General features: G+C 45.4%; 18 protein-coding genes. 11 read left to right on the top strand and 7 right to left on the bottom strand.

Annotation, left to right across the window (positions count from 1 at the left end; genetic code table 11):
- The first annotated feature begins 77 nt into the window (after nt 1-77).
- A complete protein-coding gene (locus tag ACMJ0U_RS09905) occupies nt 78-914 on the top strand; it encodes a S1 RNA-binding domain-containing protein (RefSeq protein WP_417129799.1) in 837 nt (278 codons plus the stop codon).
- Between the two features lie 69 nt (nt 915-983).
- Here ACMJ0U_RS09905 and ACMJ0U_RS09900 read toward each other — a convergent pair whose 3' ends face one another.
- From ACMJ0U_RS09900 to ACMJ0U_RS09890, 3 genes are all read right to left on the bottom strand, one after another.
- Nucleotides 984-1,847: a hypothetical protein gene (locus ACMJ0U_RS09900; RefSeq protein ID WP_417129798.1), complete on the bottom strand. Its 864-nt coding sequence runs from the start codon at nt 1,845-1,847 to the stop codon at nt 984-986.
- A 142-nt stretch (nt 1,848-1,989) separates the two neighbouring features.
- Nucleotides 1,990-2,988, bottom strand: coding sequence for a DUF4435 domain-containing protein (locus ACMJ0U_RS09895; protein ID WP_417129797.1), 999 nt, complete (start codon nt 2,986-2,988; stop codon nt 1,990-1,992).
- Between the two features lie 14 nt (nt 2,989-3,002).
- Entirely contained in the window at nt 3,003-3,827 is an 825-nt protein-coding gene (locus ACMJ0U_RS09890; protein ID WP_417129796.1) for an AAA family ATPase, read from the bottom strand.
- A gap of 120 nt (nt 3,828-3,947) precedes the next feature.
- Here ACMJ0U_RS09890 and ACMJ0U_RS09885 point away from each other — a divergent pair, with 120 nt between their 5' ends.
- The 4 genes from ACMJ0U_RS09885 to ACMJ0U_RS09870 all read left to right on the top strand — a co-directional run bounded on the left by ACMJ0U_RS09885 (nt 3,948) and on the right by ACMJ0U_RS09870 (nt 10,938).
- Nucleotides 3,948-4,877: a DMT family transporter gene (locus ACMJ0U_RS09885; RefSeq protein ID WP_417129795.1), complete on the top strand. Its 930-nt coding sequence runs from the start codon at nt 3,948-3,950 to the stop codon at nt 4,875-4,877.
- Entirely contained in the window at nt 4,870-6,756 is a 1,887-nt protein-coding gene (locus tag ACMJ0U_RS09880) for an AAA domain-containing protein (RefSeq protein WP_417129794.1), read from the top strand. Before ACMJ0U_RS09885 ends, ACMJ0U_RS09880 begins: the two co-directional genes overlap by 8 nt.
- A 127-nt stretch (nt 6,757-6,883) precedes the next feature.
- On the top strand, nt 6,884-9,250 hold the full coding sequence (locus tag ACMJ0U_RS09875; RefSeq protein ID WP_417129793.1) for a beta-L-arabinofuranosidase domain-containing protein: 2,367 nt from the start codon (nt 6,884-6,886) through the stop codon (nt 9,248-9,250).
- Nucleotides 9,251-9,339: 89 nt separating this feature from the next.
- Nucleotides 9,340-10,938 carry an aspartate:alanine exchanger family transporter gene (locus ACMJ0U_RS09870; RefSeq protein ID WP_417129792.1) on the top strand — a complete coding sequence of 533 codons (1,599 nt, stop codon included), beginning with the start codon at nt 9,340-9,342 and terminating at the stop codon, nt 10,936-10,938.
- A gap of 283 nt (nt 10,939-11,221) precedes the next feature.
- On the opposite strand, the gene ACMJ0U_RS09865 is transcribed toward ACMJ0U_RS09870, so the two are convergent.
- Both ACMJ0U_RS09865 and ACMJ0U_RS09860 read right to left on the bottom strand, forming a co-directional pair.
- Nucleotides 11,222-11,590, bottom strand: coding sequence for a thioesterase family protein (locus ACMJ0U_RS09865; RefSeq protein ID WP_417129791.1), 369 nt, complete (start codon nt 11,588-11,590; stop codon nt 11,222-11,224).
- Between the two features lie 7 nt (nt 11,591-11,597).
- Nucleotides 11,598-12,812: a mechanosensitive ion channel family protein gene (locus tag ACMJ0U_RS09860; protein ID WP_417129790.1), complete on the bottom strand. Its 1,215-nt coding sequence runs from the start codon at nt 12,810-12,812 to the stop codon at nt 11,598-11,600.
- Between the two features lie 84 nt (nt 12,813-12,896).
- Here ACMJ0U_RS09860 and ACMJ0U_RS09855 point away from each other — a divergent pair, with 84 nt between their 5' ends.
- From ACMJ0U_RS09855 to ACMJ0U_RS09840, 4 genes are read left to right on the top strand one after another with little or no spacing between them, the layout of a single operon-like run.
- A complete protein-coding gene (locus ACMJ0U_RS09855) occupies nt 12,897-13,475 on the top strand; it encodes a TlpA family protein disulfide reductase (RefSeq protein ID WP_417129789.1) in 579 nt (192 codons plus the stop codon).
- Nucleotides 13,476-13,494: 19 nt separating this feature from the next.
- Nucleotides 13,495-14,382, top strand: a complete 888-nt coding sequence (locus ACMJ0U_RS09850; RefSeq protein WP_417129788.1) for an electron transfer flavoprotein subunit beta/FixA family protein — start codon at nt 13,495-13,497, stop codon at nt 14,380-14,382.
- A gap of 5 nt (nt 14,383-14,387) precedes the next feature.
- Nucleotides 14,388-15,407, top strand: a complete 1,020-nt coding sequence (locus tag ACMJ0U_RS09845; RefSeq protein WP_417129787.1) for an electron transfer flavoprotein subunit alpha/FixB family protein — start codon at nt 14,388-14,390, stop codon at nt 15,405-15,407.
- Nucleotides 15,407-17,113 carry an acyl-CoA dehydrogenase family protein gene (locus ACMJ0U_RS09840; RefSeq protein WP_007559685.1) on the top strand — a complete coding sequence of 569 codons (1,707 nt, stop codon included), beginning with the start codon at nt 15,407-15,409 and terminating at the stop codon, nt 17,111-17,113. Before ACMJ0U_RS09845 ends, ACMJ0U_RS09840 begins: the two co-directional genes overlap by 1 nt.
- 73 nt (nt 17,114-17,186) lie before the next feature.
- Here ACMJ0U_RS09840 and ACMJ0U_RS09835 read toward each other — a convergent pair whose 3' ends face one another.
- Nucleotides 17,187-17,546: a hypothetical protein gene (locus ACMJ0U_RS09835; RefSeq protein ID WP_417129786.1), complete on the bottom strand. Its 360-nt coding sequence runs from the start codon at nt 17,544-17,546 to the stop codon at nt 17,187-17,189.
- A 3-nt stretch (nt 17,547-17,549) separates the two neighbouring features.
- The gene (locus ACMJ0U_RS09830) at nt 17,550-18,095 is read right to left on the bottom strand and encodes an RNA polymerase sigma factor (protein WP_417129785.1); all 546 of its coding nucleotides are present in this window, start codon (nt 18,093-18,095) and stop codon (nt 17,550-17,552) included.
- Between the two features lie 127 nt (nt 18,096-18,222).
- On the opposite strand from ACMJ0U_RS09830, the gene ACMJ0U_RS09825 reads away from it, so the two are divergent.
- Nucleotides 18,223-18,624, top strand: a complete 402-nt coding sequence (locus ACMJ0U_RS09825; protein ID WP_417129784.1) for a DUF6249 domain-containing protein — start codon at nt 18,223-18,225, stop codon at nt 18,622-18,624.
- Nucleotides 18,625-18,814: 190 nt separating this feature from the next.
- A partial coding sequence (locus ACMJ0U_RS09820) for a hypothetical protein (RefSeq protein WP_417129783.1) occupies nt 18,815-19,051 on the top strand: 237 nt, incomplete at its 3' end.

Genomic DNA, 19,051 nt, shown 5'->3' with positions numbered 1-19,051 from the left:
TTAGTTTTTCTTTATAGGGAAGGCAGTGTGAGTATATGAGTTTTTTATGCTATCTTTGGCGGAAATAAAGAGTTGTTATGAGTCATATAAAATTAGGAAAATATAATCAGCTGGAAGTAGTGAAGGAGGTGGATTTCGGGGTGTACCTCAATGGAGATGAGGACGGTGAAATTTTGCTTCCGAAACGTTATGTGCCCGAAGGTACCAAGCCGGGAGACATTCTGAATGTATTTATTTATCTCGATATGGAGGAGCGTTTGGTCGCTACTACACTGCAGCCTTATGTACAGGTGGGTGAATTTGCCTGTTTGCAGGTGGCATGGGTCAATCAGTTCGGTGCCTTTCTTGACTGGGGACTGATGAAAGACCTGTTTGTGCCTTTCCGTGAGCAGAAGATGAAGATGCAGAAAGGAAAGCGTTATGTGGTGCATGTACATCTGGATGAAGAAAGCTATCGCATTGTGGCTTCTGCCAAGGTGGAGCATTATCTTTCTACGGAGAAGCCGGATTATCAGCCTGGACAGGAGGTGAATGTCATGGTATGGCAGCGTACGGATTTAGGCTACAAGGTGATTGTAGAAAATCAGTTTAGCGGTATGCTGTTCCATAACGAGGTGTTCCAGCCTTTGGAAGTAGGAATGCACCTGAGTGCTTTCGTGAAACAGGTACGTCCGGATGGCAAGATTGATTTGGAATTGCAGAAGGCCGGTGCCCGGAAGGTGGATGATTTTTCTGAGGTATTGCTTCAGTACATAAAGGACAATGACGGCTTTACTCCGCTGAATGACAAGACCGATGCAGAGGTGATTTACCAGACCTTCGGTGTAAGTAAGAAGACTTTCAAGAAAGCGGTCGGCGATTTATATAAGAAAAGACTGGTGGTGCTGGAAGAAGGGGGTATCCGCTTAGTCTGAGAATTTTTTTGATATAAAAGGAAGTGCTGGACCTGGAAAAGATGATTCCTGATTCAGCACTTGTTTTATTTATAATCGTTTGGAGAGAGATTTACGCTCTTTTTCTTTCATGCTGCTTTTTTCCCGGATTTGTTTCGGACGCATTTTGTCGGGACTAACTTCCGGGCGTCGGGTTGGTCTTTCCTGAGGCTTGAAATCTGGGTTCTTGTGAGGATTGTGAGGCGGGCGTGCCTGCGGTTTGTGGTCTGAATGCTGAGGCGGGCGGTAGTTGGGTTTTCCCGCTGAGACAGGTTTCCGGTCCGGACGGGGTGCAGGCTTCCAGTTGGGCTTCTGCGGAGGACGATTGCCCGGACGTGGTCCGGCAAAGTCGTGCGGTCGCATCTGCGGACTGACTCTGCACGGGCGGCTGTACACCGGATGGTGGTAGCGTGCAGGATAGTTGCGCCGGTAGTAGCTTACGCCTCCAAAATGTGCTCGGCAATGTCCGCCCCTGTAGGTCAGGTAATGGTGGGGAGGTCCGAAGTAGAAATGGGTTCTGTTCGGATAAATTTTATACACACGCAGATAGCATACGTTGTTGATGGCATAAATGGGACGGAAGAAATATTCAATGTCGATAAAGCGCACGTATTCTGTTTGCGAAAGCACCCATCGCAGATCATCGTTTCGTTCGTCCAGGTAACGGTAATAAGCATCCATCGCACGACTGTCGGCAACGGCGATACCGGAAACATAAGGGCCTATATTGCAGAGAAAGTCGTAATTGATTTCGTACAGGTCATTGTACTGGTTACTGTTGAGGTGCAGTTCAAAGGCCATTCGGTCGGTCAGAAAGCGAGCGTTGACGCGGAAATCGCCCAGACCGGATGCGTAGCTCCGGGTTGTGCTCAGACAAAGAGCCAGCAGGAAAAGAATAAGTGTTTTTGTTTTCATAAGCTTTGTCTTTTTCAGCTGAGGGTGTGATTCCTCCAGCTTTGTTGATAGCACAAAGTTAGCGGAAGAAAATTCTCCGGTCAAGATGAAAACGCCCATTCTTTTGTAGGGGATTTCCTATAATTGGATAGGGAAATGCCGGCTAACGGATAATCTTGAGAAATTTCTCAATGTCTTTCCGTATCATCTGGTAAAGGGGAGACTCTTTGTAGAAATTGTTTCGGTGAATAACGACTTCCACACCTACCTGGCTTCGCTGATAGCTGGTCAGTTCGTTGTGAAGCTGCATGTCATGCAGGGCTAAGTCATGGATTTGCTGTTCTCTTTCCCGGCGGAGTACGGTACATACAGGAATGAGCAGCCGCAGCACCACATTGTCCATAATGTGATGGCCTTGAATAAACATATAGGTATTGTCTGGATGTACGCCTAATCGGTCGAATTCTTTTTTCATGCTTTCAATTTCTTCCAGCGCTTCCGGATGATGACGTTCCAGTTCATGCAGTTTGCGGTTGACTTTTTTGGCCATGGTTTCTAAGCTTCGTTCCGGATGGTGGGTGCTGACCTGATCAAGTTTTACGTAGGAACAAAAATCTAACAGCGAGAACTCCGACAGAATATGTCGTCTATAAAACCAGACAGACCATACAAACAGCGGATAGGCTATTTGGGAATAAAGTTTCATGAATTCCGGGAAATTGATCAGCTTATGGTCGTTCAGCGTAGCCATGACGCAGATTTCATGCAACCCTTCGGCATAGCAATGGTAGTTCTCAATGGCGTATGCATAGGTTTGCATCACGTAGGGATTCTCGATGATGTATCGGGAGGTGTTAGTACGTCCTTGCAACAGATAGTCATAATCGCTGTCCACGCAGGCAATCATATTCTCGCCTAATTGCTTCCCGAGCTGGTTCATCAGTACGGTTTTCTTGCCTTTGGCCAATGAAGTCTGAGAGGGGAGCATGACTTCGAAATAGCGGGTATTGTCTTCGTATTCCGCAAGTATGGATCTCCAGAAAGAAATATCATCATAGCTTTCTACGTAGGCCACGATTTTTCTTCTTGCACGTTTGGGTTTAAGGCTGTTAGCCGCTCCAATGTACAGGGAAGAAAGGTTTTCAGTCAGTCTTTTTCCCATACGGCTACATGTTTTTAAAGGGTTGTAATGTCACTCACTTCGGTAACGGCGTCCATCCATCCGTTCATGATAAGTGCCGGAGAATGGGTGGTCAGTATAATTTGCACATTCGGATTCAGGCTTCGGATGAGCGAGATAAGCCGTTGCTGCCATTCTACATGAAGTGAAATTTCGGGTTCGTCCATAAAGAGGGTACATGGTTGGTTGTCCTGCACCAGTACGGTGAGCAGGATGACCAGCATTTGCTTTTCACCAGAAGAAAGCTGATAAGGAGTTAATATGTCGCCGTCTTGTTCAAACTGTATTTCATTGCTCTGGCGAAGAATCTTTTTCCCCGTTTCACTGAACAGGTCGTCTACTAGGTTCTGGAAATGGGTTTTAGGCAGAGAGATTTCGGCTGCCTTGGCCTGATTTTCGGGTTTGCCGCTGGTCAGAAGCTCGATAATCCGGTTGCCGATGTTCACTTGATAATCCAGATAGCGTCGCTGCAGGAGATAAAGCTGCCAGTCGAGTTCGGTTTTGACATTCTGGTTACCGATTTTTTCCAATAATCCGGAACTGAGCAGCGGACGGTCAAAACTTCTTATCACATCGAACTGGATATAAGTGGCATCTTCCGGATAAAAAGTGAAAGACACTCCCAAATGTATGCCATTACTTAGGGCTCCTCCTTCCAGGTCACTCAGCCGGCGGACAGAGTTGTTCAGAATCGTACTTTTCCCGATACCGTTTACTCCACTCAGGATGTTTACATCCGGGCGTAAATCCCAGGCAATGTTTTTCCGGCCCCATAAGCCCTTTATCTCAATGCGCTTGATATATTCAGCTTGCTTTTTCATGGACTGTATTTTTTAACGCGTCAAACAAAAATAGAAAATTCCCGGGAATAAATCAACGCCCGACCGGCCCTTTTTTCAAAATCCTCGTAACTTTGCAGAAATTTATAAAAAGACGAAATCATGAAAGGTTCTGTAAAAGCTCATATTTCATTGTTACTGGCTGCAAGTATGTGGGGATTGATGTCTCCGGTAGGCAAGTCAGCTATGGAAGCGGGTATTACCGGACTCACACTGGCGAATATGCGTATGATAGGAGCGGCCGTGTGTTTCTGGACTACCTCTTTCTTTGTAAAGCAGGAGAAGGTCAATCCGCACGATTTGCTGATGCTGTTCTTTGCTTCTTTGTTGGGGATTGTCTGCAATCAGGGATGTTTTACTTTCGGCTTGTCACTGACCTCTCCGGTCGATGCGTCTATCATGACTACCACTATGCCGATTGTGACCATGATTTTAGCGGCTCTTTTCCTGAAAGAGCCCGTTACTCCGAAAAAGGTGATTGGAATATTCCTCGGGTCTATCGGTGCCCTGACCTTGATTCTGAGCAACCGGGGAGGAGATGCGGAAGGGGGCAGCGTATGGGGGGATGCCCTCTGTATGGCAGCTCAGATTAGTTTTGCCTGTTATCTGACCATTTTTAAGAAGCTGATTGCGCGTTATCATGTGATTACATTGATGAAGTGGATGTTTACTTATGCGGCGATATGCTTTATACCTTTCTCTTATCATGATTTTTCAGTGATGGACTGGGCAGCTTTCCCGGTAGAAGTCTGGCTGGAAGTCGGTTATGTCATACTCTTTGGTACGTATGTGGCTTATATCTTGATGCTGGTAGGTCAGAAATCTTTGCGGCCAACGGTAGTCAGTATGTATAACTACATGCAGCCGGTTGTGGGAAGTTGTGTAGCAGTACTTGCTGGCATGGCCACTTTCGGTTGGGTGAAGATTGTAGCGGCGTTGTTGATTTTTACAGGTGTTTATGTGGTGACGCAGAGCAAGTCGCGTGCTCAGATGCTGGCAGAAACCAACTCAAATATGGAAGGCAATGGATAAGGAAAGTACCGTAATAAAGTCGCCTGTTTTATACTTGCAGCATCATTATGAATTACTGAAGCTGGAGTATGAATACGAAAAGGAACAATTCAAGCAGCAGACGGAACTGATGGGAATTGGTCGTAAAATCAAACGAGGCATGTGCTGGTATCCGTTATCGCTGGGACGGAGCTATTACAATGCCTTGAATCAGTTGGTTATTGAGGTAGAACGAAAAGAAGACAAGGAGATAGAACATCTTTTTGAATATGGAAAACCTGTCTGTTTTTTTACGCAAGACATGTCGGGAAAACTGACTTACCTGAATTTTGTGGCCACGGTGAATTACGTGGAGGACGACCGCATGGTAGTCATCTTGCCGGATGCCAATGCACTGCTTACGTTGCAGAGCAAAGAAGTGGTCGGGGTACAACTTTATTTTGATGAAACCAGCTATCGTCTGATGTTCGAGGCTCTGAAACAGGTCATTTCTGCCAAGAACAGCCGACTGGCAGAGTTAAGGGATATTTTTCATGGTACGCAGCCCGTATCTACTTTTTCGTTTCAACCCGTACGTTTCCCCTGGTTGAACGCCACGCAGGATGAAGCAGTAAATAAAGTCTTGCATGCCAAGGATGTGGCCATTGTACACGGTCCTCCGGGAACAGGTAAGACCACTACGTTGGTAGAGGCCATTTATGAAACGCTTCATCGCGAAAATCAGGTGCTGGTTTGTGCGCAGAGCAACATGGCCGTCGACTGGATTAGTGAAAAACTGGTGGACCGTGGTGTCAGCGTGCTCCGTATCGGGAATCCCAGCCGGGTGAACGATAAGATGCTGTCGTTTACGTACGAACGTCGTTTCGAGTCACATCCTGACTATCCCCAGTTATGGAGTATTCGTAAGGCGATTCGTGAATTGTATGCCCGCAGCCGGAAAGGGAATGACCGGGAAAGTATCCGGCAAAAAATCAATTCATTGAAAGACCGCGCCACGGAACTGGAAATCCGTATTAACGAATCCTTGTTCAGTGAAGCAAGGGTGATTGCCTGCACGCTGGTGGGTAGTGCCAACCGCTTGCTCACCGGACAGAAGTTCGGAACGGTATTTATCGACGAGGCGGCTCAGGCATTGGAAGCAGCCTGCTGGATTCCGCTTCGTAAAGCCGACCGGGTGATCTTGGCTGGCGACCATTGTCAGTTGCCGCCTACGGTGAAGAATCCGGAAGTCTTGCGTGCGGGGTTAGGGCATACATTGATGCAGGCTATCGTGAAAAACAAACCGGAAGTGGTCTCTTTGCTGAAGGTGCAGTATCGTATGAACGAGGAGATTATGCGTTTTTCATCCGACTGGTTTTATGGGGGGATGTTGCAATCTGCTCCAGAAGTGAAATACCGTAGCATCCTGGATTTTGATACTCCGATAGAATGGGTAAATACGGAAGGCATGGACTGTAATGAAGAGTTTGTAGGTGAAAACTACGGGCGAATTAATAAGCCAGAGGCCGAATTGTCTATCGGACAGTTAAAGGAATATATCACGAAAATCGGTCGGGAACGCTTTTTAGAGGAGCAGATTGATGTGGGATTGATTTCTCCTTATAAGGCACAGGTGCAGTATTTGCGGCAGCTGGTCAGGAAGGATGCTTTTTTCAAGCCTTATCGTTCCTTGATTACCATCAATACGGTGGATGGCTTTCAAGGACAGGAGCGTGATGTGATTCTTATCAGTCTGGTGCGTGCCAACGAAGACGGACAGATTGGTTTTCTCAATGACTTGCGCCGTATGAACGTAGCCATCACCCGTGCCCGTATGAAGCTGATTATTTTGGGCGATGTTTCGACATTGACCAAGCATGCGTTCTATAAAAAGCTTTATGAGTATATATGTGAACTATAAAGAAATAGTCATGAAATAAAAGTAGCCTGAACTTTCATCTTTTGTACACTATTTTAACAGGAAATATTGTGTATTGTACACTTATTGTTATATTTGCAGCAGGTAAGTTAACAAGGAACAATAAAAGATGAAAAACATGAGAAAAGGGTATTTTTTAGGTTGGATGTTTTTGGTATCCTCTGTTTGTATGGGCGCAGGATTGCCTCAGAAAATCAATACATTTCCAATTACGGATGTTCGGTTGATTTCCGGACCGTTCAAGCATGCAGAAAGTATGGATATTTGTTATCTGTTAGGGCTAAATCCGGACAGATTATTGGCTCCTTATATGAAAGAAGCAGGTTTGCAGCCAAAGGCTGAAAATTATCCAAACTGGGAAAATACCGGACTCGACGGACATATAGGGGGCCATTATCTTTCGGCTTTATCTTATATGTATGCTTCTACGGGTGATGAAGAAATCGGGAAACGTCTGGATTATTTTCTTTCTGAAATGAAACGCTGTCAGGATACTTCAGGTAATGGCTATCTTTGTGGGGTTCCGAACGGGAAAGCTGTCTGGAATGAAATAAAGAATGGAAAAATCGATGCTAATCCTTTCGGACTCAATAATAGATGGGTACCTTTATATAATATCCATAAAACTTATGCGGGCTTGCGCGATGCGTATGTGATAGCCGGTAAGGAAGAAGCCAAAGGGATGCTGATTGCCTTGACAGACTGGATGCTGAATACGGTTTCCGCACTGACTGACGGACAGATTCAGGATATGCTCCGGAGTGAACATGGAGGACTGAATGAAATTTTTGCTGATGTATATGGTCTTACCGGAGAGGAAAAATACCTTGACTTGGCAAAACGTTTTTCACACAGGGTAGTCTTGAATCCTCTTCTTGAGAAAAAAGACCAGCTTACAGGTATGCATGCCAATACACAGATTCCGAAAGTTATCGGCTTTAAGCGAATTGCCGATCTCGATGGAGAGAAAGCATGGAGTGATGCTTCCGACTTCTTCTGGCATACGGTCGTAAACAACCGGAGTGTATCCATCGGGGGAAACAGCGTCAGAGAACATTTCCATAAAGCGGATGACTTTTCGAGTATGATGACCAGTGAGCAGGGACCCGAAACTTGCAATACCTATAATATGCTTCGTCTGACGAAGATGCTTTATCAGACTTCGGGCGATATGGCATATATGGATTATTATGAGCGGGCTTTATATAATCATATCCTGTCAAGTCAGAATCCGGTGCAGGGAGGATTGGTATATTTCACTCCCATGCGTTCAGGTCATTACAGGGTGTATTCACAGCCTCAAAGCTGTTTCTGGTGTTGTGTGGGGTCGGGAATGGAGAATCATGCAAAGTATGGGGAGATGATATATGCGTCACGTAAGGACGAACTGATTGTAAATATGTTCATTCCTTCTGTGTTGGAATGGAAAGAATATGGCATGACCTTTACGCAAGAAACTTCTTTCCCGGAAAAGGAAAGCACTCGACTTGTATTGCATACTGATAAGGCAAGAAAAATGAAAGTGAGCTTCCGTAGTCCAGAGTGGATAGACAAGTCAAAGGTGGTTTTTGCAGTGAATGGAAAGAAAGTTAATGTCGCTTTGACGGATGGCTATTACACCATAGAGAGAAAGTGGCAGGATGGTGATGCCATTGAAATGACGTTGCCCATGACTTTGCGTGCATTACAACTTCCGGATAAGTCTTCTTATTATTCATTTATGTATGGTCCTGTTGTGTTGGCAGCCGATATGGGAAAAGAAAGACTGGATGGCCAGTTTGCAGACGACAGTCGCGGTGGTCATATCGCTTCAGGACCTCAATTGCCTTTGCAGAATATGCCTGTGATTGTGGGAGAAGAAAATAATCTTTTGAGCAACTTGAAGAAGATATCTCCTGATAAGTTGGAATTTGCTCTGACAGGGGTATATCCTTCTAGATATGAGGGAATGAAATTGAAACCTTTCTATCAGACACACGAGTGCCGGTACATGATTTATTGGGAACTTGTGTCTAAGGAGGAACTCGGACAGCGACAGAAAGAACTTGCTGAGGTGGAGAAAGAGCGTGCCCAATTGGAACAGGCTACAGCTGATATGGTAGTCTGTGGTGAACAACAGCCGGAAAGCGACCATTTTGTAGAAATGGAGAATTCGGTGATGGGCAGTGAGCAGGGAACACCTTGGCGTGAAGCCCGCGGATGGTTTGTTTATAAAATGAAATCTAAAGGAAAACCTGTCAATGCCGTGAGAATCGAATCCTTCTCCGATGCTGCAAGAGATGCAGATGTGTATGTAAATGGAGTGAAGATAGGTTCTGTTCAAGGGAAAAATACATTACATACACTGTTATTGCCGAAAGAATTGTGGAAAGCTTCGGAATGGGAAGTGAAGATTATGCGTGGAAAATCTGAGGTTACTCCTAAATTCCGTACAGTGAGAATGATTTTGAGTAAGGATTTGTCTTTAAATGAATGAGCCTTTCCGGGATAAGATAGAGCCAATTGGGGAAATCCGTAAAATTTGCTTATCTTTATCCCAGTTTTATTCATTTATCTTTATTAACCATGTTGACAGACTTACTGCAAACTTCGTATTTTGCAATTTTCTTGATTGTAGCCTTGGGCTTTATGCTCGGACGTATCAAAGTGATGGGCCTATCGCTCGATGTGTCTGCCGTAATTTTTATTGCTCTTGCCTTCGGGCATTGGGGGGTGTCCATTCCAAAGGAACTGGGAACCTTCGGGCTGGTGTTGTTTATCTTTACGATTGGCATTCAGGCCGGTCCGGGTTTCTTCCATTCGTTCCGGAGCAAGGGAAAAACCTTAATTCTGATTACACTGCTGATTGTGGCTTCTGCCTGCCTGACAGGGGTCGGAATGAAATATCTTTTTGATATCGATACACCTAGTATCGTGGGACTGATAGCCGGTGCTCTGACCAGTACACCTGGTTTGGCAGTGGCCATTGACAGTACCCAGTCTCCGTTGGCTTCCATTGCCTACGGTATTGCCTATCCGTTTGGAGTGATTGGGGTAATTCTTTTTGTGAAGTTGCTTCCTAAGCTGATGGGAGTAGATTTAAATGAGGAAGCACGCAGGCTGGAAAAGGAACGGCGCAGCCAGTTCCCTGAACTGAGCACTTGCTTGTTCCGGGTGACAAATCCAGCTGTATTTGGCCGTACGCTAGGCCAGTTGAACATACGTGCTATGACGGGAGCCGTAATTTCACGCTTGAAGCAGGGAGAAGAGATTCTGATTCCTAAAGCTCATACCGTATTGCAGGAAGGTGATTGCATTCAGGCTGTGGGCAGTGAGAATTCCTTGAATAGTTTGGCACTGATGTTGGGCGAACGTGAAGAAGGTGAACTCCCGTTGAGCCATACACAGACTATCGAATCTTTGTTGCTGACCAAGAAAGATATGATTAACAAACAGCTGGGCGAACTGAATTTGCAGAAAAACTTTGGTTGCACAGTGACCCGTATACGTCGAAGTGGCATTGATCTGTCTCCTTCACCGGAACTGGCATTGAAGTTTGGTGATAAACTGATGGTCGTAGGCGAGAAGGAAGGTATTCAGGCTGTAGCCCGTTTGTTGGGAAATGATGTAAAACGCTTGTCGGATACGGACTTTTTCCCAATAGCCATGGGGATTGTGTTAGGTGTATTGTTTGGAAAACTGAATATTTCTTTCGGAGATGGAATGACCTTTTCTCCGGGGTTAACTGGAGGGGTGTTGATGATGGCACTGTTCTTGAGTGCAATTGGTAAGACAGGTCCGATTATGTGGTCTATGTCAGGTCCTGCCAATCAGCTGCTGCGTCAGTTGGGCTTGTTGCTGTTTTTGGCAGAGGTCGGAACTTCGGCAGGAAAGACCTTGGTGGCTACCTTTCAGGAAAGCGGGTTCCTGCTTTTCGGAGTCGGAGCTCTAGTTACGTTGGTACCTATGCTGTTGGCTGCCATAGTGGGCCGATGGGTCTTCAAGGTAAGCCTGCTCGACTTGTTAGGCACCATTACCGGAGGTATGACCAGTACGCCTGGTCTGGCCGCTGCCGATTCGATGACAGACAGTAACATCCCGGGAGTGGCATACGCTACGGTATATCCTATCGCTATGGTATTCCTGATTCTGTTTATTCAGCTGATTGCGCTGGTAATTGTATAGTGTAATAATATGTATATAGGGGAATCCCTGAAGCAAGTGAAATATCCTTGTTTCAGGGATTTCTTTTTTACACTAATTGAAAAAATACGAAGGAGATAAGTGGTATTTCGACTTTTGTTTTTTATGTTTTCCTTTGCGGAACCTTATGTTTCTCATTTTGCATCTATAGGTTTCCGCACCGGAAAACTTAGGGATGCAGAATGGAAAACGTAAATGATGTTTTAGGGTTCTACCATTGATGCAGTAGTCTGTCTATAAATCTACGGTAGACGATTGTGTGCTGTTAAAGTTTGCTCAAGAAACGTTCCCTGTCCACAATGTAACGGATGTGAGTACCTTCTCCCACCAGCCCCTTGCTGTCGGATGCACTTACTTTGAAAGTAAGTTTCCGTCCTTCTATTTCTGTGAGTTCTGCCGTAGCAGTTACTTCTTCGTTCAGACCTGAGGGTTTGAGGTGCGAGGTTTGAATCATAGCGCCTACGGTGGTAGAACCTTCCGGAAGTGCGGGTTTTACGGCATTCATGGCGGCATTTTCCATTAAAGCTACCAGAGCGGGGGTAGCAAACACTTCCATATCTCCTGAGCCGAGTGCCAGGGCGGTGTTGGTGGAATTTACTTGTACGGTGCTGCTGTATGTAAGTCCTGTTTCCATTGTTCTTTTATTTTGAAGTTATAAATTCATTTTTCTCATTGGGCTGAAAATCGGTTCCGGCCGGGCGTTGGAAGATATGCAGACCGAATTCCGGTATCATGGCTATCAGATGGTCAAAGATTTCTCCTTGCAGGGTTTCGTATGGAATCCAGTCGGGGGTGTTCGAAAAACAGTAGATTTCTACGGGGATACCTTCAGTGGTGGGTTGCAACTGGCGGACCATCTGCATCAGATTGTGGTTTACATCGGGATGGCTGCTGATGTATTTGAGGGCATATTCGCGGAACACGTGCAGGTTGACCGGTGGTTCATGGCCTTCAGTCGGGGCAGTTATCCATCCTTTTTGTACGAAACGATTCACTTCTTCCGGTGTACAGAAATGTACGGTAGTCATGTCGATAAACAGTGAGCGTTTGATACGGCGACCTCCACATTCTCGCATGCCCCTCCAGTTCTGAAAGGAATCGCTGACCAGTACGTAAGGAGGAATCGTGGTGATGGTCTTGTCGAAATTCTGTACTTTTACGGTGGTCAGTGACACTTCAATCACGTAGCCGTCGGCACCGTATTTGGTCATGGTAATCCAGTCGCCCGGACGGAGCATGTCGTTGGCTGAAAGCTGTACGCCGGCCACTAATCCCAGAATACTGTCTTTGAAAATCAACATTAGAATGGCGGCTGAGGCACCGAGTCCGGTCAGGATGGCGGTGGCGTTCCGGTCAATCAAGACACTGATGATAAGAATGATACCTATTCCGATGGATACCAGATTTATCATCTGGTAGATACCTTTGAGCGGACGGTTCTTTAAAGCTTCATGCTCACTGGATATTTCGTAGAGAGAGTCCAGAAAGCATTTAATCAGCATGAGTGCCGTGATGATGAGGTAAATCAGACAGATTTTTAAGAGGATTTGAAGCAGGTAGGCTGATTTGTCATCAAAGGCAAACGGGAGCAGGATGTACCAGGTAATGGGTGGAATCATCCGGCAAGAGGCCTTCATCATCTGGTCATTGAACAGGTAATCGTCCCAAGTGGCTTTGGTGCGTGCTGTAATTTTTCGTACGGCCGGCATGATAAGGTGGCGGAAGATTAGTGTAGTAAGATAAGATACCAGTAGAATGGCTAAAATGAGTACAACTTGTGTGGTCCAGCTCAAATCAGATTTTTCAATTCCGATTTGCTGGAGAAGTTGCGCAGTTTCCTGATTCATTGTATTCATATTTTATAAAGTCTTTTTCAGGAGTCAAAGATAAACAAGTTCTTAGAGTTTGCAAAACTTGTGTATCTTGTTTATCTTTACCGTATGAAGTATTGGGCAAGTATTTTTTTCGTGTTATTGGGGTGCTTGTTGTTTTCCTGCATCCGTGAAGAGGTTTCGGCTGGCGAGAATATAGTGGAGCCGGGCGATGTGTTGCCGGATTTTTCGGTCGTTTTGAATGATGGCTCAGAGCTGAGTACGCAGTCTCTTAAGGGAAAGGTAGCTGTATTGATTTTCTTTCATACGGAATGTCCGGATTGCCAGAAAGAATTACCGGTTATTCAGCGATTATATGAAGAATATGCTGCGAATGAAGAGGTTGTTATCTATGCTATCAGTCGGGAGGAAGGCGAAGAGGAGGTAGCAGATTACTGGGAGAAAAACTCTCTGACCATACCCTATTCGGCACAGGATGACCGTCGGGTGTATGAATTGTTTTCTACGAGCGGAATTCCCCGGGTGTATGTTTGCAGGAGGGATGGAACGGTTGTGTCCATGTATTCCGATAATCCCATTGCCACCTATTCACAGTTGAGTGAAGATGTGGAGAATACACTTAAATTTTCTTCATATCTTTTTGCGGAACAAATGCTTTCATTAAATTTGCCAACAAGAATTTACTAATACCAAAATAAAGAATCTAATGAGTTTGAAAATTGTAGTATTGGCTAAACAAGTTCCCGATACACGCTGTGTGGGAAAAGATGCCATGAATGCTGACGGTACAATTAACCGTGCAGCACTTCCGGCGATTTTTAATCCGGAAGACTTGAATGCCCTGGAACAGGCACTCAGACTGAAAGACACACATCCTGGTTCTACTGTAACTATCCTGACAATGGGTCCGGGGCGTGCCGCTGAAATTATCCGCGAAGGATTATACAGAGGAGCAGACAACGGTTATCTGCTGACAGACCGTGCTTTTGCCGGAGCAGATACGCTGGCTACTTCGTATGCGCTGGCAACAGCTATCCGCAAGATTGGTGAATATGACATCATCGTGGGTGGACGTCAGGCTATCGATGGTGATACCGCACAGGTAGGTCCTCAGGTGGCAGAAAAACTGGGATTGCCTCAGGTGACTTACGTAGAAGAAATTCAGGAGGTAAAAGACGGGCGTATCCGTGTGAAACGTCATATTGACGGAGGTGTAGAGACTGTAGAAGGTCCGCTTCCGATTGTATTGACTGTAAACGGTAGTGCAGCTCCTTGTCGTCCGCGCAATGCGAAACTGGTGCAGAAGTACAAACGCGCACTGGGAGGGCAGGAAAAAGTTGCCATTACCAAAGACGGAGCTGAACTTCCTTATTCTTCTTTGTATGAAAGCCGTCCTTATCTGAATATCACAGAATGGAGCGTAGCCGATGTAAACGGTGATACGAAACAATGCGGTCTGTCGGGTTCTCCGACTAAGGTAAAGAAGATTGAAAACATCATCTTCCAGGCAAAGGAAAGCAAGACGCTTACCGGCAGCGATGCAGATGTAGAAAACTTGATTGTTGAACTGTTGGCTAACCATACTATCGGATAAAGACCATGAATAACGTATTTGTATATTGTGAGATGGAAGGCACGCATGTGGCCGATGTCAGTCTCGAACTTTTAACCAAAGGTCGTAAGTTGGCCACTCAGCTGGGATGTCAGCTGGAAACTATCTGTGCCGGTACAGACCTTGCAGATGTAGAAAAACAAGTTTTGCCATACGGAGTAGACCGTGTACATGTGTTTGATGCTCCGGGCTTGTTCCCTTATACTTCACTTCCTCATACTTCTATTCTTGTCAACTTGTTCAAGGAAGAAAAACCGCAGATTTGTTTGATGGGTGCTACCGTAATTGGTCGTGACTTGGGTCCGCGTGTGTCTTCTGCGCTGACAAGTGGTTTGACTGCCGACTGTACACAATTGGAAATCGGTAACCATGAAGACAAGAAAAACGGTATCACATACGAAAATCTGCTGTATCAAATTCGTCCGGCTTTCGGTGGTAACATTGTGGCTACCATTATCAACCCGGAACATCGTCCGCAGATGGCTACCGTACGTGAGGGCGTGATGAAAAAAGAAATCGTAGATGCCAATTATCAGGGTGAAGTGATTCGTCACGACGTAGCGAAATACGTGCCTGAAACTGATTACGTAGTGAAAGTAATCGATCGTCACGTAGAAAAGGCTAAACACAACCTGAAAGGTGCTCCGATTGTAATTGCTGGTGGTTACGGTATGGGTAGCAAGGAAGGTTTCGATATGTTGTTTGAACTGGCTAAGGAACTTCATGCAGAAGTGGGTGCCAGCCGTGCAGCTGTAGATGCCGGTTTCTGCGACCACGACCGTCAGATTGGTCAGACAGGTGTGACCGTACATCCTAAACTGTACATCGCTTGTGGTATCTCCGGACAGATTCAGCATATTGCCGGTATGCAGGATGCAGGTATCATCATTTCTGTGAACAACGATGAAAATGCGCCTATCAATGCAATTGCCGATTATGTCATCAATGGTACAGTGGAAGAGGTGATTCCGAAAATGATTAAGTATTATAAAAAGAACAGTAAATAATGGCAAACTTTTATACAGAACATCCGGAACTCAAGTTTCACTTGAACAATCCGATGATGGAGCGTATCTGTCAGTTGAAAGAACGCGATTACAGAGATAAAGACGAGTATGACTACGCACCGCAGGACTATGCGGATGCAGTCGACTCTTACGATAAAGTATTGGAAATTACCGGTGAAATCACGGGTGAAGTGATTGCTGCCAATGCAGAAGGAGTGGACGAAGAAGGTCCGCACTGTGCAAACGGTCGCGTGGAATACGCTTCCGGCACAAAGGCTAACCTGGATGCAATGGTGAAAGCCGGACTGAACGGTATGACGATGCCGCGCCGTTACGGTGGCTTGAACTTCCCGATTACTCCGTACACCATGTGTGCAGAAATCGTGGCTCAGGCTGATGCCGGTTTCGGTAACATCTGGTCACTTCAGGACTGTATCGAAACACTTTATGAATTCGGTAACGAAGATCAGCACAGCCGTTTCATTCCGCGTATCTGTGCCGGTGAGACCATGTCAATGGACTTGACGGAACCGGATGCTGGTTCCGACCTTCAGAGTGTGATGCTGAAAGCTACATACGATGAAGCTAACAACTGCTGGCGCCTGAACGGTGTGAAACGTTTCATTACGAACGGTGATGCAAATCTTCACCTGGTATTGGCCCGTTCGGAAGAAGGTACACACGACGGTCGTGGATTGTCTATGTTCATCTATGACAAAAACGATGGGGGAGTAGACGTACGTCGTATTGAAAACAAGCTGGGTATCCATGGTTCTCCTACTTGTGAGCTGGTTTACAAGAATGCGAAGGCTGAACTTTGCGGTGAACGCAAGTTAGGTTTGATTAAATACGTCATGGCGTTGATGAACGGTGCCCGTCTGGGTATTGCCGCTCAGTCTGTAGGTTTGAGCCAGGCTGCTTACGATGAGGCTTTGGCCTACGCAAAAGACCGTAAGCAGTTCGGTAAGGCAATTATCGAATTCCCGGCTGTGTATGACATGCTGGCTACCATCAAGGCTAAATTGGATGCAGGCCGTGCGTTGTTGTATCAGACTTCTCGTTACGTGGATATCTACAAAGCATTGGATGACATTGCCCGTGAACGCAAGCTGACTCCGGAAGAACGTCAGGAACAGAAACGTTATGCAAAACTGGCCGACAGCTTTACTCCGCTGGCAAAAGGTATGAACTCTGAATATGCCAACCAGAATGCATACGACTGTATTCAGGTGCACGGCGGTTCTGGTTTCATGATGGAATATGCTTGTCAGCGTATTTATCGTGATGCCCGTATCACCAGCATCTATGAAGGTACTACCCAGTTGCAGACAGTAGCAGCCATCCGTTACGTAACAAACGGTTCGTATGCGGCTACTTTGCATGAATATGAACTGATTCCTTGCGCTCCGGAATTTGAAGGTTATATGAATCGTATCAAGGATATGACTCGTAAGCTGGAAGCATGTACCAATGCAGTGAAGGAAGCACAGAACCAGGAATTGCTGGATCTGGTATCTCGTCGCTTGTATGAGATGGCAGCCGTGTGTGTGATGAGCCATCTGCTCTTGCAGGATGCGACAAAGGCTCCTGACATGTTCGGCAAGTCATTGAACGTGTATGTGAACTACGCTGAATCTGAGGTAGAAAAGCATTTCAACTTCATCCGTAAATTCCAGGCAGAAGAATTGGAAAGCTATCGGAAATAAGATTTCTGATTGATATAGAAATGGAAAGGGCGAATTTCGAATGAGATTCGCCCTTTTTAGTATGGTACAGTTTTTAAACTGTTTTATGCATTTTCTTTCGTAGCCATCGGTCGAAGAAGTACAGCAGACAGAGGGCGCAGAGGGTGGGCAGGTAGAAAAGGAGCGTATGAGAGTCCGGAAGTATTTCCTTGCAGGTGTGCCAATAGCTGATGAAGGCTGCTCCGTATTTCCATATAAAAAATCCGATGCAACCTCCCCCGCTGAGTAGGACGAAGATAAGGAAGAGGATGAACATTCTTTTTTCCTGCCGTTTTTCGCGCAAGATACTTTCTTCCTGGATTTTTTGCATCATGCAGTAACTGAAATTACTGGGCAGCTCGTAATGGGGCTGCTTTTTTATGGCTTTCTGAAGTCCTTTATCGGTTGTTCTCATGTCTTAAATCTCCTCTTTCATTAAGTTACATAGCTTTTTGCGGATGCGGTGCAGCTTTACTTTTACGTTGCTTTCTGTCAGGTGAAAGATATAGGCTATTTCTTCTATGGTTTTTTCTTCTTCATAGAACAGGGTGACAAGTGCCTGTTCATCGGGCTTGAGCTGGGTGAGTGCCTGCTGCAGTTTCTGAATCTGCATTTCGCTTTCGGTATCCAGCTCCTCATCTATTTCTTTATCTGAAAGACTGTTCCATATTCGGTTGTCGAATGAAAGCAGTTCTTTATCTTTTTTCCGGAGTGCGGAAGTTGCTTCATTGTAGGCAATACGGTAAATCCAGGTAGAGAAACTGCTGTCTCCATGAAACGAGGAGAGGTGGGTGAAGGCTTTCATAAAACAGTCTTGTGTCAGCTCTTCGGCATCTTCCGGTGAGCCTACCATGCGGACTATCAGGTGGAAAACCTGTGGTCCGTAGGTGTCGAGAAAGTAGGCGAACTGTTCGGTTCGTCCGCTCAGGATAGATGCAATGATATGTAGTTCCTCGTGATTCATGATGCCCTTTAGACGCAGAACGAAGGAAAAGGTTACACTTGGATTAGAAAAAAAATTTGGTGAAAGTGTAACCTTTCTGCATGCGTTGCGTCTAAAGGGCAAAGTAACAAATTAAAAATCGAATAAAATGGAAGAATTGATGATTGGTGCCAATATGGCAATTGTATTTGGAGTAATTTATAAAGTGTTTGAATTGTTTGTATGTCGCAGAGAACGGATGATGCTGATTGAAAAGATGGGTGACAAACTGGCACCGGAAACCTTTAAGAATGGTATTATGTATCGTCCCAGCTCGTTTTCGTTTAGCGGATTGCGTATAGGATGTTTGCTACTTGGGTTAGGAGCAGGATTGTTGACGGGATATTTTCTGGTGTGTGTTACCCAGCAGTCCTACTTTTCAGGTAACGAAGGATGGGCTGTAAATGAGTCCGTTTCTATAATTTACGGAGCTTGTGTATTATTGGGAGGAGGTTTAGGACTTGTCATCTCTTATTTGATAGAGAAAGAACAATGGAAGAAAAATAAGTAAGAATTGCAAATTTCAGCAGAGCGGCCTGGCATGCCATAACGGTGTGTCAGGCCGCGTGCTTTATGGTATGATTTATCCTGAAACTGGCCTTTTATTCTTTATTTGTGAAATAAGCCTTTCATTTATGCAAGGCAATTGAATCTTTTTGTAACTTTAGGTGCCATGGGTATAATAAAGGAGGTATTGGGTTATGAAGTATTATAGAGTCATCGGAATCGTATGTGTGTGGATTTTTTTTATCGGACAAATTTTTGCCCAGTCTGTGCCGGATAATGAATGCCTGCAACTGGTAGCGTCTAATGATAGTGATGATGTGCTGAAGGAAATGGTGATTTATCCTCCGGTATTTTGTGCGATGCACGATGGAAAACGTCTGAAAATGAAAATCAGTAATGACGGAGAAAAGGTGATGCGTAAAGCCTGTTTT

Source organism: Phocaeicola sp. (genome assembly GCF_048170425.1).
Lineage (GTDB): Bacteria > Bacteroidota > Bacteroidia > Bacteroidales > Bacteroidaceae > Phocaeicola.
Note: the sequence above shows the minus strand (reverse complement) of the source record. Positions and strands in the feature narration are given on the sequence as shown.

Excerpts from the sequence above, each read along its gene's own strand:
- ACMJ0U_RS09835 (WP_417129786.1), bottom strand. The coding sequence starts at position 17,546 with ATGAGAACAACCGATAAAGGACTTCAGAAAGCCATAAAAAAGCAGCCC.
- ACMJ0U_RS09900 (WP_417129798.1), bottom strand. The coding sequence starts at position 1,847 with ATGAAAACAAAAACACTTATTCTTTTCCTGCTGGCTCTTTGTCTGAGC.
- ACMJ0U_RS09840 (WP_007559685.1), top strand. The coding sequence starts at position 15,407 with ATGGCAAACTTTTATACAGAACATCCGGAACTCAAGTTTCACTTGAAC.
- ACMJ0U_RS09905 (WP_417129799.1), top strand. The coding sequence starts at position 78 with ATGAGTCATATAAAATTAGGAAAATATAATCAGCTGGAAGTAGTGAAG.
- ACMJ0U_RS09870 (WP_417129792.1), top strand. The coding sequence starts at position 9,340 with ATGTTGACAGACTTACTGCAAACTTCGTATTTTGCAATTTTCTTGATT.
- ACMJ0U_RS09865 (WP_417129791.1), bottom strand. The coding sequence starts at position 11,590 with ATGGAAACAGGACTTACATACAGCAGCACCGTACAAGTAAATTCCACC.
- ACMJ0U_RS09860 (WP_417129790.1), bottom strand. The coding sequence starts at position 12,812 with ATGAATACAATGAATCAGGAAACTGCGCAACTTCTCCAGCAAATCGGA.
- ACMJ0U_RS09895 (WP_417129797.1), bottom strand. The coding sequence starts at position 2,988 with ATGGGAAAAAGACTGACTGAAAACCTTTCTTCCCTGTACATTGGAGCG.
- ACMJ0U_RS09845 (WP_417129787.1), top strand. The coding sequence starts at position 14,388 with ATGAATAACGTATTTGTATATTGTGAGATGGAAGGCACGCATGTGGCC.
- ACMJ0U_RS09825 (WP_417129784.1), top strand. The coding sequence starts at position 18,223 with ATGGAAGAATTGATGATTGGTGCCAATATGGCAATTGTATTTGGAGTA.
- ACMJ0U_RS09890 (WP_417129796.1), bottom strand. The coding sequence starts at position 3,827 with ATGAAAAAGCAAGCTGAATATATCAAGCGCATTGAGATAAAGGGCTTA.
- ACMJ0U_RS09875 (WP_417129793.1), top strand. The coding sequence starts at position 6,884 with ATGAAAAACATGAGAAAAGGGTATTTTTTAGGTTGGATGTTTTTGGTA.
- ACMJ0U_RS09830 (WP_417129785.1), bottom strand. The coding sequence starts at position 18,095 with ATGAATCACGAGGAACTACATATCATTGCATCTATCCTGAGCGGACGA.
- ACMJ0U_RS09885 (WP_417129795.1), top strand. The coding sequence starts at position 3,948 with ATGAAAGGTTCTGTAAAAGCTCATATTTCATTGTTACTGGCTGCAAGT.
- ACMJ0U_RS09880 (WP_417129794.1), top strand. The coding sequence starts at position 4,870 with ATGGATAAGGAAAGTACCGTAATAAAGTCGCCTGTTTTATACTTGCAG.
- ACMJ0U_RS09850 (WP_417129788.1), top strand. The coding sequence starts at position 13,495 with ATGAGTTTGAAAATTGTAGTATTGGCTAAACAAGTTCCCGATACACGC.
- ACMJ0U_RS09855 (WP_417129789.1), top strand. The coding sequence starts at position 12,897 with ATGAAGTATTGGGCAAGTATTTTTTTCGTGTTATTGGGGTGCTTGTTG.